At 67.6% G+C, this 12,472-nt stretch carries 11 protein-coding genes; 7 read left to right on the forward strand and 4 right to left on the reverse strand.

Annotated features, from left to right (window positions below; translation table 11 throughout):
- The 5 genes from BKH33_RS02540 (at nt 1) to BKH33_RS02565 (ending at nt 5,620) form a co-directional block, all read left to right on the forward strand.
- A complete protein-coding gene (locus tag BKH33_RS02540; RefSeq protein ID WP_003782492.1) occupies nt 1-819 on the forward strand; it encodes a nucleotidyltransferase family protein in 819 nt (272 codons plus the stop codon).
- Entirely contained in the window at nt 816-2,081 is a 1,266-nt protein-coding gene (locus BKH33_RS02545) for a galactokinase family protein (protein ID WP_232621514.1), read from the forward strand. Before BKH33_RS02540 ends, BKH33_RS02545 begins: the two co-directional genes overlap by 4 nt.
- Nucleotides 2,082-3,059: 978 nt before the next feature.
- On the forward strand, nt 3,060-3,779 hold the full coding sequence (locus BKH33_RS14045; RefSeq protein WP_232621515.1) for a sensor histidine kinase: 720 nt from the start codon (nt 3,060-3,062) through the stop codon (nt 3,777-3,779).
- Nucleotides 3,772-4,443 (forward strand): response regulator, encoded by a 672-nt coding sequence (locus BKH33_RS02560; protein WP_076142503.1) that lies wholly within the window; start codon nt 3,772-3,774, stop codon nt 4,441-4,443. The genes BKH33_RS14045 and BKH33_RS02560 overlap by 8 nt, the downstream gene beginning before the upstream one ends.
- Nucleotides 4,444-4,528: 85 nt before the next feature.
- Entirely contained in the window at nt 4,529-5,620 is a 1,092-nt protein-coding gene (locus BKH33_RS02565) for a 1,4-dihydroxy-2-naphthoyl-CoA synthase (RefSeq protein WP_003786104.1), read from the forward strand.
- Nucleotides 5,621-6,027: 407 nt separating this feature from the next.
- On the opposite strand, the gene BKH33_RS02570 is transcribed toward BKH33_RS02565, so the two are convergent.
- The 3 genes from BKH33_RS02570 to BKH33_RS02580 all read right to left on the reverse strand — a co-directional run bounded on the left by BKH33_RS02570 (nt 6,028) and on the right by BKH33_RS02580 (nt 9,365).
- Nucleotides 6,028-6,975: an anti-sigma factor gene (locus BKH33_RS02570; RefSeq protein WP_003786094.1), complete on the reverse strand. Its 948-nt coding sequence runs from the start codon at nt 6,973-6,975 to the stop codon at nt 6,028-6,030.
- On the reverse strand, nt 6,972-7,601 hold the full coding sequence (locus BKH33_RS02575) for a sigma-70 family RNA polymerase sigma factor (RefSeq protein WP_003786101.1): 630 nt from the start codon (nt 7,599-7,601) through the stop codon (nt 6,972-6,974). Before BKH33_RS02575 ends, BKH33_RS02570 begins: the two co-directional genes overlap by 4 nt.
- Before the next feature lie 66 nt (nt 7,602-7,667).
- Complete coding sequence (locus BKH33_RS02580; RefSeq protein ID WP_076142505.1) at nt 7,668-9,365, reverse strand: cytochrome c biogenesis protein CcdA; 1,698 nt, start codon at nt 9,363-9,365, stop codon at nt 7,668-7,670.
- 236 nt (nt 9,366-9,601) lie between these two features.
- Between BKH33_RS02580 and BKH33_RS02585 the strand changes: the two genes are divergently transcribed.
- Complete coding sequence (locus BKH33_RS02585) at nt 9,602-10,102, forward strand: hypothetical protein (RefSeq protein ID WP_076071545.1); 501 nt, start codon at nt 9,602-9,604, stop codon at nt 10,100-10,102.
- A gap of 274 nt (nt 10,103-10,376) precedes the next feature.
- Entirely contained in the window at nt 10,377-10,958 is a 582-nt protein-coding gene (locus BKH33_RS02590) for a YagU family protein (RefSeq protein ID WP_003784495.1), read from the forward strand.
- 368 nt (nt 10,959-11,326) lie between these two features.
- Here BKH33_RS02590 and BKH33_RS02595 read toward each other — a convergent pair whose 3' ends face one another.
- Nucleotides 11,327-12,298 carry a 1,4-dihydroxy-2-naphthoate polyprenyltransferase gene (locus BKH33_RS02595; RefSeq protein ID WP_003784501.1) on the reverse strand — a complete coding sequence of 324 codons (972 nt, stop codon included), beginning with the start codon at nt 12,296-12,298 and terminating at the stop codon, nt 11,327-11,329.
- Nucleotides 12,299-12,472 lie beyond the last annotated feature (174 nt).

Consider the following 12,472-nt stretch of genomic DNA (forward strand, 5'->3'; position numbering starts at 1 on the left):
ATGACTGACGCAGCAGGCCAGACCCGCACCGCCGTCGTCCTGGCCCGGGGCCTGGGAACCCGCATGCGGGCGGCCAGCCCGGCCGGCTCCGACCTGACCTCCCAGCAGGCCGTAGCCGCCGCCAGCGGTTACAAGGCCCTCATGCCCATCGGCGGGCACCGGCTCATCGACTACAGCCTGGCGGCCCTGGCCGACGCCGGGATCGAGCGGGCCGTCCTGGTCGTCGGGCCCGAGCACGAGGACTTCCGCCGTCACATCGACTCCTTGAGGCTCACGCGGCTCACGATCGACCTGGCCGTCCAGAGAGAGCCCCTGGGAACGGCCGACGCCGTCCTGTCCGCCGAGGCGGCCGTGGACGGTGAGCCCTTCCTCATGGTCAACGGGGACAACTACTACCCCCACCGGGCCCTGCGCGACCTGGCCCGCCACCGGGGCACCGCCCTGGCCGGCTTCGACCGCGCAGCGCTCGTGGCGGACTCCAACATCCCCGCGGAGAGGGTCGCCGCCTTCGCACTGGTGCGCGCCCGTGACGGGTTGCTGGCGGAGATCATGGAGAAGCCCTCACCTGAGGCGGTCCGGGCCGCCGGGCCGCACGCACTGGTGTCGATGAACGCCTTCGGATTCACCAGTGAGATCTTCGCCGCCTGCCGCCGGATCACCCCCTCACCGCGCGGCGAGCTGGAGATCGTCGACGCCGTGCGCGCCCTGCGCTGCCCGGTGTCGGTCCTGCCGGCCACCGGCGCGGTCCTGGACCTGTCCCGCCGCGAGGACATCGCCGAGGTCGAGGCCCGCCTGACCGGAATGGAGGTATCGCTGTGAGCCAGGAAGAGTGCCAGGTGATGAGTGAGGCGCCCGAGGAGTCCGCCTGGCGGGTACCCGGACGCGTCGAGGTCCTGGGCAAGCACACCGACTACGCCGGCGGCTCGGTCCTGGTCGGCGCCGTCGACCGGGCCATCACGGCGCGTGCGCACCGCGCCCGAGGACCGCAGTCGTCCCTGACCGCCACCACCGACGACGGCGACCCCATCACCCTGCGCGCCGGGGTGGACCCCGGCCTGGAACCGGGCCACTGGGGGCACTACCTTCAGACGGTCCTGGACCGGCTGACCCTCAACTTCGGGGCCGGTGCCGCGGCCCACCTATCCATCTCCTCCGACCTGCCGCCGGCCTCTGGGATGAGCTCATCCTCCGCGCTCGTGTGCGCCACGGCCCTGGCCCTGGCCGATCTCAATGGCTGGAGCCGGGCTCCCCGGTGGAACGAGGCGATGCCCGACCGGCTGTCCCTGGCCGGCTACCTCGCCGCCGTGGAGGGCGGGCGCAGCTGGCGCGACCTGCCGGGGACCAGCGGGGTGGGCACCCGCGGCGGGAGCGAGGACCACACCGGCATGCTGTGCGGCGCCCGGGACCGGCTGCTCCTGGCCGGCTTCGACCCGATGCACATCGAGCAGACCATCTCCTTCCCCGCCCAGTGGGCCGTCGTCATCGGCGTGAGCGGGGTGCTGGCGCACAAGACCGGCGCGACCCTGGAGGACTACAACCGCGGGCCGAGTACCGTCCAGTCGGTGCTGTCCAGGTGGAACCAGGCCACCGGACGCGCCGACGTCTCCCTGGCCGGTGCGGTCAGGCACCTGGTCGGGGACGCCACCGGCGAGCAGGCGGCCGCAGACCCCGTGCTGCAGGATCTGCTGGGGCTGTGCGAGCCCGGCTACGAGCGGAAGCGGATCGAGCAGTTCCTCATCGAGTCCCTCGTGCTGGTCCCGGCCGGCGCCCGGCTGATCACCGCGGCCGATCCCGGCGTCGGCGACGTCCTCCAGCGCTCCCAGGAGCTGGCCGACCAGGGCCTGCGCAACCAGGTGCCGCAGACCCGCCTCATGGTGTCCCTGGCCCGGGAGATGGGAGCCGTCGGTGCCTCCTCCTTCGGAGCCGGGTGGGGCGGGTCGGTGTACGCCCTCGTTCCGACCGACGATGCCGAGGACTTCGCCTCACAGTGGCTCCAGGCCTATCGGGACCGCGAGCAGGAGGCCGAGCACTCCTCCACGATCGTGACCAGGCCGGGGACGGGGGCCTGCCGACTGCTCTGAACACCCTGGCCGCCGACCGAGTGACCCGGGAAGTACTTCACGACTCCTTACGGCATCTTTTGTTGAGCACCGAACCATTCAAGGCGTCGAAGATACATACTTGTCACGAACTACAAGAATGGTAGGATAAATTGTCCTTTGACACCTCCCCTGGACAGGAGTTTCCTTGATGAAAACTGTTGCTCGAGTCTCTCTCGTCGCCCTCCTCCTGGCGGGCTTCGCCGTACCCGCAAACGCCGCACCGGCCGCCAGCCCCGCACGACAGGACGACTCAGCGAGCGCCTTCGGCAAGCCGTTCCGAGACTGGTGCATCTTCCCACCCTCCCCGTGGTGTGACAGGAAGAACAACCGGTGGTACAGCTGATTGAACCCACCCCCTGACCACCCCTAAGCATCACGCCTTAGGGGTGGCAGCATTTTCTCGACATTAGGCGCAGAACACAAAACAAATCACCTCCACAACTCCACCCCTGACCTTCAAGGACAATGCATAACGATAGTTTTCTCTCGACACTCTGGATGCGGCTCCACGACTTCCTGCCGCACCTGAGACGAACTATCCTTATGTTGACCATCATACCCGTCATTCTTGTCGACACCATCGCATACTTAACTTACAGAAACAGCTTAAACTCATCCGTTTTCTGGGAAGCCGTCCAGGTACTCTGCTTTATCCCATATGCCTACACGAAAGATCGGCGCATCGGAGTAACACCGTACTGCATCGCACTCACACTCACCTTTTGCCTACCGGGAGTGCAGCCAATCTGGGCCTGGTTCTTCGTCTACATCATCATCACCGACCTCCTGGCTGCAAGCAAAGCACGCCTGGCATTTATTCAGATCCTCTTATTTCTCTTAGTTCAACTAATTTCGGGAATACCATTTCTTCCAACGGCATTTTGGACAGTTGTTTGGGGAATAACCTCCGCCTCCATTGGCATCCTGATCCGCAACACAAGAGAGCGCCTCGAGGAGATGCAGCGGGAGGCGGAGCACTCCAAGGAGGTCGCCGCCGAGCTCATTCAGCAGCTGCGCCGCGACATTGCGGACAGCCTCCACGACGACCTGGCCGCCGATCTCACTCGCATGCTCATTATCTCGCGCTCCATCAGTCTCCCCAATGGAGACGACCGCGACCGCCTGCTGGATCTACAGGACCGGACCCAGCAGGCCCTTGCCCATCTGCGTCTACTCATCCACAACCTCGCCGTCTCCCAGGGACTGCCCAAGGAGGAGCCCACCCTTCGGGAGATTGTCGACTCCAGCGTCTCCACACTGTCCCAGCGAGAGATCGTCCTCGACGCCGACCTGGACGGCATTGAGGACATTCCGGCTCTGCACCGCTCCGAGCCCGGCCGGCTCCTGGTCGCCTTCATCCGCGAGAACATCCTCAACGCCCTCAAGTACAACGCCCCGCACGATCTGGTCTCCCTGTTCGTGGAGCAGGAGCAGGACATGCTCTACATCAGCTGCAGCTCACCGTGGAGGGAGCAGAAGGTGCCCGAGGAGATGCACGGCGGGTACGGTTTATTAGCACTTCAGAATCGCTTCGAGAACGCCGGAGGCACACTGAGCTCCAACCGGATCGGAGCCTCCTGGACCGTTCTTGCCAGCCTTCCCTGGAGTGAGATCGCCACACCGACCACTAATGCAAGATCCCTCATGTCGCCGCCGGACGGAGCCATTTATGCCTAGTCACAGTCTGCGTTCCCTGCGGGTCCTCATTGTCGATGACGACCCGCTCATCCGCACCACCTTCGCCGAGCAGCTCGACATTCAGCGGGCCATTACCGTCGTTGCCGCGGCCTCCAGCGGAAGGCAGGCCATCAGCCTGCTCATGACCGGGCAGCAGCCGATCGACGTCGTCCTGCTGGACAGCGATATGCCGGATATGGACGGGGCTCAGACCGCCAGAGCGATTTATGAGCGCTTCCCCAGGATGCCCATTGTCATGTTCACCGTCTTCAGCCGCGACGAGATGCTCACCGAGGCCCTGGCCGAGGGCGTCAACGGCTTCATCACCAAGGATGAGAGCACGGAGAACGTCGCCGCCGCGCTCCTGCGCGCCAGCCGCGGGGAACCGGTCATGTCCTCACGCCCCACGAGGATGCTCGTCAACGCCTACCAGTCCGAGCAGCGTCGAGCCGTCGCCGAGGCCCGTATCCAGGAGCTGGTCCACGAGCTCCCGCCCCGGCTTCAGGACGTCTACACCTGCCTCCTGGAGGGACTGACCAACCGGCGCATCGCCCGCAAGCTCGGCATCTCGGAGAACACCGTGCGCATCTACGTCTCCGAGGTCCTCCACCGCCTCGGCCACACCTCGCGTACCGAGCTCATCGCCGCAGCCCTGGGCAACTGAGCTCGGACAGGACGACTGACCACAGAAAGCAGGGCGCAGGGCCGCCTACGTCCTCGCCTGCCGCCGGCGGCTCTACGCTGGGGCCATGAGTGCCGCCTCCGCCCCGCCCCACCCGCTTCCGCGCCGCGTCTCGGAGATCTTCGATCCCGCCCGCTGGCGGGAGGTACCCGGCTTCACCCATGCCCAGACCGCTACCGATGCCCTGCGGGAGCCGACCCGGACAGAGGTGCTCACGGACGTCACCTACCACCGGGGCTGCACCCGAGACTCAGACGGCACCTGGCTCAAGGACCTGCCGGTGGTCAGGGTGGCCTTCAACCGTCCCGAGGTCCGCAACGCCTTCCGGCCCCGCACCGTCGACGAGCTCTACCGGGTCCTGGACCACGCGCGCATGAGCGGCGACGTCGGCGCCGTCATCCTCACCGGCAACGGCCCCTCCCCGCGCGACGGCGGCTGGGCCTTCTCCTCCGGGGGCGACCAGCGCATTCGCGGCCGGGACGGCTACCGCTACGAGCATGATCAGGCTCCCGACGGCCTTAAGGCGACCACCACCGGCGACACAGACGTCTACAGCCACGAGGCCGATGTGGCCGCCGCCCAGGCCCGCCTCGATACCGCCCGGGCCGGCCGTCTCCACATCCTGGAGGTCCAGCGCCTCATCCGCACCATGCCCAAGGTCGTCATCGCCGCCGTGCCGGGCTGGGCGGCCGGCGGCGGTCACAGCCTCAACGTCGTGTGCGACCTGTCCCTGGCCTCCATCGAGCACGCGCGCTTCAAGCAGACCGACGCCGATGTCGGCAGCTTCGACGCCGGCTACGGCTCAGCACTCCTGGCCCGCCAAGTGGGAGACAAGCGCGCCCGGGAGATCTTCTTCCTGGCCCGCACCTACGACGCCGTCACCGCCGAGCGCTGGGGCGTGGTCAACGAGGCAGTCCCCCACGCCGAGCTCGAGGGGCGAGCCCTGGAGTACGCGGCCATCGTGGCGGCCAAGTCCCCACAGGCCATCCGCATGCTCAAGCTCGCCTTCAACCTGGCCGACGACGGCATGGCAGGCCAGCAGGTCTTCGCCGGTGAGGCCACGCGCCTGGCCTACATGACCGATGAGGCGGTCGAGGGGCGCGATGCGTTCCTCCAGCGCCGTTCCCCCGACTGGTCGCCCTTCCCGTACTACTTCTGACACGGAAGCGGTATCTCCTTGTCATTCCCGGTCCGAAATGATCACCGGTAACCAACAACGCCAAGACCGGCCATCAACCAGGGGACCGGATTCTTCGCATTGGATATGACGTCGGAATCCCGAATCAAGGCAAACGCAAGAACTGAGAGAAGAAAAAAGCACAAACAGCGACTTCCACACAGCGAGAGGCATTCACCGCTCCTCCCCAAAATCGCCTCACTTCGACGTCCGTAACTCCCCTGTCCTCACGGCCTTTCGAACCTTTCCCAGCAAACCGCGGCAGGACGGGGAATCAACCGAACGACACTGACGTTCGTCAGCATCAGCCCCAGAACCCTGCAGTCACCTCATGCGTTAACTGCACCACAAACGCGGGCTGTTTGGTCCCCACCAGCCACTCGACACCACTAAGCGGAGTCCCCAGCTGGGGTCGAGGAGGGCTCAGGTGCCGGTGAGCCGGTCGCGGTGCCGGCCTGGTCCTCACTCACCCGCAGGGTGACCAGGGGCGGCGTCGTCGGCTGGGGCGATCCACCTGCTGGTTCCATGGTGATGACGATCTGCTGGCCGGGCCTGGGCATGATGTCGAGGAAGGAGAAGCCGGTTCCGTCGCGGGGGTCGTAGACGCCCAGCGAGGTAGTCCGCTCCCCCTCCTTGAGCCAGACCTGGAGGCTGCGGTCGCCGGCCGAGTCCTTCATCGCGGCCGGCAGGGTCAGGGCAGTCATGCTCATGTCTTGCGACCAGGTGAGAGTCGCGACGTGGCCGTCCGGCATCGTGTCGGTGACCCGCTGGACGTCCTGGGCCTGGTTGAGGTGGGCGTAGTGCTGGGTCGGCGCCATGGACTCCGCCATGGAGTCCATGGCCTCATCAACCGCGCCCCGTGCGCTCCAGCGCCCCACACCGATACCGACGCCGAGCAGGACGACAGCCGCGGCCGCTCGCATCAGACCGGCGCGCCAGGTCGAGCGGCGTCTGCGATGCGCATCGAGGGGGACGATGGACGAGTCAGCCGAGTCAGCCGAGCCGGTACCCCGGCCGGCGGCTGCGCCGCCGGTCCCACCGGCGTCACTGTCAACGACACTGTCGGTACCCCTGTCATCTCTGTCATCGCTGTCAGCAGCACCGACCGATTGCCCCGCCTGCGGCTCACGCACGACGGCTTCCAGCAGGGCGGCGCGGATCGCGGCGGGCGGGGCCACGGGCCTCAGCGAGGATCCGAGCAGGGCCGCCGTCTCGGAGTCGAGCGCCTCATGGGTATCGGCGTCATCGACCCCCTGGACGCCGTCGGAATCCGCGGCGCCCGGCGTATCGGCGCCGCCGCTGATGGCGTCCTCGTGCGTGTTGTCGCGGTCCTTCATGGCTGCACCCCCAGCTCTCGTCGTAACCGTGCCATTCCGTCCCTGATCCGTGTCTTGACCGTCCCCAGCGGCGTGCCCGTGCGGCGGGCGATCTCGCGGTGGGTCAGGCCGGTGAAGTAGGCCAGCTCAATGGTGGAGCGGTAGGGTTCCCCGACGGCCTCGAGCGCCCGGCGGACCTGCTCACCCTCCATCCTGTCCTCGACCTGCTGAAGCGTCAGATCGACGTCGGGCATGTAGTCACGCCACCGGCTCTCCCGGTCTCGGGAGGACTGGGAGGAGCGCACCCGATCAATCGCCCGGTGCCTGGCCATGGTCACCAGCCAGGCCCGGGCGCTGCCTCGAGCCGGAGAGAACGATCCGGCGGTGCGCCACACCTCGAGGAATACCTCCTGGAGGACCTCCTCGCTCTGGGCACGGTCGACGACGATCTGCAGGATCAGCGCGAATAGGCGAGAGGACCAGGCGTCATAGAGGTGGGCGAAGGCGTCGGCGTCACCGTCGGCCACCTGAGCGATCCACTCCTCTTCAGAGCCGCAAGAACTGCTTGTCACAGGGGAATGGTAGGTGAGACCGGCGGCGCAGGCGGTGCGCGTCCTAGTGCGCGGTTCCAGCGTCGTCAGGATCATCGCACCGTCTCCCGACTCGTCTCCGGGGAAGCTTCCCGGGGTGTCGTCTCCATCAGCACCGGAGGGTCACCCGAAGGTGAAGGAGTAGAGCTCCAGGCCCGGCGACGCCTGAAGCTCGAGCACACCCGAGCCCACCTCGTCGGTACGGACCAGCTCCATCCCGTTGGGTACGCCCGAGACGTGGGCGGTATGAGTGCGCCCGTTGACTCTCCAGGTCAGGTCGCCCTCCCCGGAGACGACGAGGTTGACCTGCTTGCCGCGGTAGGACAGGCGCAGCCGGCCGGGGCCGTCGGCCGGGGCGATGGACTGGGAATCAACCTTCCAGGTGCCGTCAAGGGCGAAGGTGTCGGCCTTGAGGTCGGAGGGGAAGGAGAAGGAGTGCCGCCCCTTCTGCAGGGCGCCCTGAGCAAAGCCGGAAGCCCGGCTTGAGCCCAGGTAGGTCTCGGGGGTGCGGGGACTGTCCGTGCCCGCGTCGTCGTCGACCTCGGAGAAGACAGGGGCCGGGAGACTCACGTTCGGGTTGGCCTGCTTGAGCAGCTCGCGGACGTGCTTCTCCGTCGTGGCCTCCCCGCCCTCGCCGACGTGAGTCTGACGGACGTTGCCCTGGGCGTCGGCCAGGTAGTGGGCGGGCCAGTAGTGGTTGTTGAAGTTGCTCCAGGTGGTCAGGTTGGAGTCGACCGCGACGGGGTAGGTGATGCCCAGGCGCTCGACGCCGCCACGCACATTGTCCACCTCCTTCTCGAAGGCGTACTCCGGGGAGTGGACGCCGATCACCTGAAGGCCGTACTCGGCGTAGGTCTGGTGCAGCTTCTCGACGCCGGGGATCGAGCGCTGGCAGTTGATGCAGGAGTATGCGAAGAAGTCGACCAGAGTGACCTTGCCTGAGCGGTCCTTCTGGGTCAGGGGCTGGTTACCGGGCGTGTTGAGCCAGGCCACCGTGCCATCAATGGCGGGCAGGGGGCCGCAGTCACCGAGAGTGGCGGCTCCAGGACGGCAGGTTCCGGAGGAGGAGTCGCCGTGAAGGAGCTCGTCGGTACGGGCCTGAAGGGAGGCCGTGTAGTCGGGCAGGCGACGCTGGAGAGCCGCGGGGGCGTCCAGGACGAGCGCGACGGACAGGCCGAGCATGACGACACCGGCAGTGATACGGATAGCGCGCTGACGGGTACGGAATGCTCGGATCCGCTCCGTGATGCCGCGGCCGGCCAGGGCGAAGGCCAGCAGCGGGATCGCCGTGCCGACGGCGAAGGACAGGGCCAGTGCGACGGTGTCGACGCCGATCCGTCCGGTGGCACCCGCCACAGCGACGGCCGCCAGGACCGGGCCGGCGCAGGGCACGTATGCGGCTCCCAGCACCAGGCCGAGGAGGAAGCCGTTGGAGGGGTTCTTCGAGCCGCCGAAACGCTGGAAACGCGCGAAGGGGCGTTCCAGGACCTCCATGACCCTCGGCACCATCATGCCCAGGCCGATGAGTGCGAGCATGATGATGCCGACCCACCGGATGAGGTCCTGTGGCAGATGGAGCAGGCTCAGCAGGGTCGATCCCAGGAGCGTGAACACCGTGAAACTAACCACAAGGCCGGTAACCACGAGGTAGGGGTGGAAGCGGGAGGTGAGGCCGCCGTCGGACCCCTCTCCATCACCGCGTGCGCCCTGCGCTCCCGCGGAGAGGAGGATGACGGGGAGCACCGGCAGGACGCACGGGGAGATCCCCGTGATGAGCCCTCCCAGCAGTCCGATGACCACCAGACTAGAGACCGTTGTCACTATGATTCACCCTTTCGGTCCGTTTCTTGTTGTTAGTCTCGAAAGAGGTTCGGAGCCATCGGCAACGGGGATTGTCGAACAACCACATAGCCGTCTATGACGATCGTCACTCATGACGGACGCCGTCGAGCTCCCACAGAGAGCCCCGTGAGCAACACGGACGACGGCGACTCCGGATCCGCAAGAGCGGGCCATCCCGCACTGACACTGCACCAGCAAGCGCATAAGGAGAACTCATGCGATTCACCGCTACACGTGCCACCAAGACCCTCGCCACCTCACTCCTCATCGCCACCGCCGGACTCGGTCTGGCCGCCTGCTCCGGCTCCGGCTCGGGCGACTCGACCACGCCCGCAACCAAGCAGACCGCCGGCAGCACCAGTGACGGCGGCTCCATCGCCCCCAGCGCAGACAGCAAGATGTCCGGCAGCACCGACAGCACGGGTGGTGCTGCCGGCGGCGGCTCCGCGAAGCCCGAGGGCGGCGACAACCAGCCCGCCAGCCCCGGAGGCCAGCAGGGCGGCGCCGGTCAGCAGGGCGGTTCCGTTCAGGGTGACAACAACCAGGGTCAGCAGGGTGGAGCCGGTCAGCAGGGCGGCGCTGGCGGCAGCGCCGGTAGCCAGCAGGGCGGTGCCGAGGGCCAGCAGGGTGGCGCCGGCCAGCAACAGGGTGGCGCCGGCCAGCAGCAGGGCGGCGCCGGTGCCAGCGCCGACAGCCAGCAGGGCGGCGGCAACTAAGCCGATAGACCCGCGTTACCCATTGAGCGAGGACCCCACCGCAGCCACAGCTGCGGCGGGGTCCTCGCCATCTTCCGCAGCCCAGATGCTCCACGTCGCACCTGCAGCACGACCAGACGCAGGTCACGATGGCATTGCGGTCCAGCCGCCTCTCGTGCCAGGCTTCCGAGGGCCGGGTCGGTGGACAACGGACGACTAAGACACCGTTCGATCTGCAAGCCGTCCACCGACCCGGTCATCACACTGTTCACCCCAGTCACCCATGGAGACACCCATGCTGTCCGCTCTGCTGGAGAAGACCGACCCCACGCGCCGAAGGATCGGGACCGCGATCCTCGTCGGCATCATCGGAGGGTTCTTCTCCGCCATCGTCAAGTTCGGCTGGGAGGTCCCTTTCCCGCCCCGCACCCCGGAGCGCAACGCGACGAACCCGCCCCAGAGACTTCTGGAGCAGCTGGGGATGAGCCCGGAGCAGTCCCACACCGGCATCACCTTCAACGGCAACGAGGGGCTGCCGATCTACTCGTTCATCATCCACTTCAGCTTCGCGATCGTCTTCGCCGTCTTCTACTGCGTCATGGCCGAGTACTACAGATCGATCACGCTGTGGCAGGGGGCCGCCTTCGGTCTGCTCGTGTGGGTGGGGGCGCACCTGGTGCTCATGCCGCTGACGGGCACGGTTCCCTCTCCCTTCCCGTGGGTCGCCGGCGGGCAGACCTGGGCGGAGCACTTCTCCGAGGCGCTGGGGCACGTCATCTGGCTGTGGTCCATCGAGCTGGTGCGCCGCGACCTGCGCAACCGCATCACCCACCAGCCCGACCCCTGGGTGCCGCTCGACGCCGTGCCGGCCCGCTGAGCCCTCAGGGCCCGGCACGCCTCTCGTAGCAGCGGAGGTTGGCGTCCCACCAGTACTCCGCGAGGGTCGGGCGCTACTGGGGAAGGTTCGGGCGTACTCCACGGGGGCCGGGGGTTCGTGCAGTACGCACAACCCCTGGCCAGTACACCCCCGCCTTCGTGCAGTACAGGCCACGGGAGAACCCTGGATCCGACCGCGCGTCTTTCACCTGGACCTCGGGGGCTCAGCTACCGGGGGAGAAATCCCGGGAAGGACTCGAAGGGCTAGAGGCACCTGGGCAGGTACTGCTTCTGCTCCGCCCAGTCGATGTACTTCGTCGACTGCCTGAGGTCCCCGCGCATGAGATCGACGCTCGCCTGGGCCCGGGCTCACAGGGTGATGATGACGGTGGCGGCAGCGAAGACGATGCCGTAGGCGAGCTCCAGGAGTCCGGCGTCGCGCAGGGAACCGATGAGATCGCGTCCCCGGGCACCGGCGCGTACCGGTGCGGTGGCGCGTCGTACCAGCGGAAGCAGCAGGAGCGGGACGGTCAGCGCGACAACCAGGGTCAGCAGCGGGCTGACGTGGCCTCCGCCGTCGGCGGGACTGGCCGATCCGGTCTCACGCGCCCACACCAGCGCGACGGCTCCCAGCAGGAGGGGCAGGTAGAGCATGGCTGAGAAGGCGCGGCGCGCGCCCCGCTCCCCCAGGCGGACGGCCAGGGTCATCTTGCCGTGATCGGGGTCGGTGTCGATGTCACGCAGGTTGTTGACCATGAGCAGGGAGCAGGCGAGCAGTCCGATCCCGCAGGCCGAGGGCCACAGCCACCCTGGTACCGTGTCGGCCTGAACATAGGTGGTGCCGGCGGTGGCCACCAGGCCGAAGAAGATGAAGACGAACAGCTCCCCCAGACCGGCATAGCCGTAGGGGTGGGACCCTCCGGTGTAGAACCAGGCGGCCGCGATCGCCGCGGCGCCGACGGCAAGCAGCCACCACTGGCCGCTCAGCGCCAGCAACCCCAGCCCCAGGAGGGCCCCCAGGCCGAAGCAGCCGAAGGCGGCGAGCTTGACGGTGCGAGGGGCGACCTGCCCGGAGGCGGTCAGGCGCGGCGGCCCAGTGCGCTCGTCGTCGGTGCCGCGCACGCCGTCGGAGTAGTCGTTGGCCAGATTGCAGCCGACCTGCAGCGCCAGGGCGACGCCCGCGGCCAGGAGGGAGCGCACCCAGGACAGGTCCCCCGTTGCGGCGGCCGCCCCGGACCCCAGGATGACGGGGGCGACGGCGGCCGGCAGGGTGCGCAGACGCACCACTTCCGCCCAGCTGGTGGCCCGAGGCCCGCCGTCCTGTGCCGTCTTGCCGCTCACGGCTTCCTCCGATCCTCTAGGGTAAGCGGCAGCGACCCTACCAGCGCCGTGGCCGGTGCCGGTATCCCAGCCAGCACCCTCGTCAGTACTCAGGATGACACTCAGGATGACTCTGTGACAGCCGCAGCCTCCCGCCCCCACGACCCCCTGGATGGGTCCGTCTCCAGCCGCCCG

Source organism: Actinomyces naeslundii, from assembly GCF_001956585.1.
In the GTDB taxonomy this organism is placed as follows: domain Bacteria; phylum Actinomycetota; class Actinomycetes; order Actinomycetales; family Actinomycetaceae; genus Actinomyces; species Actinomyces naeslundii.

Bases quoted from the DNA above. Each gene is read 5' to 3' on its own strand.
- BKH33_RS02565 (WP_003786104.1), top strand. From the start codon at position 4,529: ATGAGTGCCGCCTCCGCCCCGCCCCACCCGCTTCCGCGCCGCGTCTCG.
- BKH33_RS02560 (WP_076142503.1), top strand. From the start codon at position 3,772: ATGCCTAGTCACAGTCTGCGTTCCCTGCGGGTCCTCATTGTCGATGAC.
- BKH33_RS02575 (WP_003786101.1), bottom strand. From the start codon at position 7,601: ATGATCCTGACGACGCTGGAACCGCGCACTAGGACGCGCACCGCCTGC.
- BKH33_RS02540 (WP_003782492.1), top strand. From the start codon at position 1: ATGACTGACGCAGCAGGCCAGACCCGCACCGCCGTCGTCCTGGCCCGG.
- BKH33_RS02585 (WP_076071545.1), top strand. From the start codon at position 9,602: ATGCGATTCACCGCTACACGTGCCACCAAGACCCTCGCCACCTCACTC.
- BKH33_RS14045 (WP_232621515.1), top strand. From the start codon at position 3,060: ATGCAGCGGGAGGCGGAGCACTCCAAGGAGGTCGCCGCCGAGCTCATT.
- BKH33_RS02590 (WP_003784495.1), top strand. From the start codon at position 10,377: ATGCTGTCCGCTCTGCTGGAGAAGACCGACCCCACGCGCCGAAGGATC.
- BKH33_RS02570 (WP_003786094.1), bottom strand. From the start codon at position 6,975: ATGAAGGACCGCGACAACACGCACGAGGACGCCATCAGCGGCGGCGCC.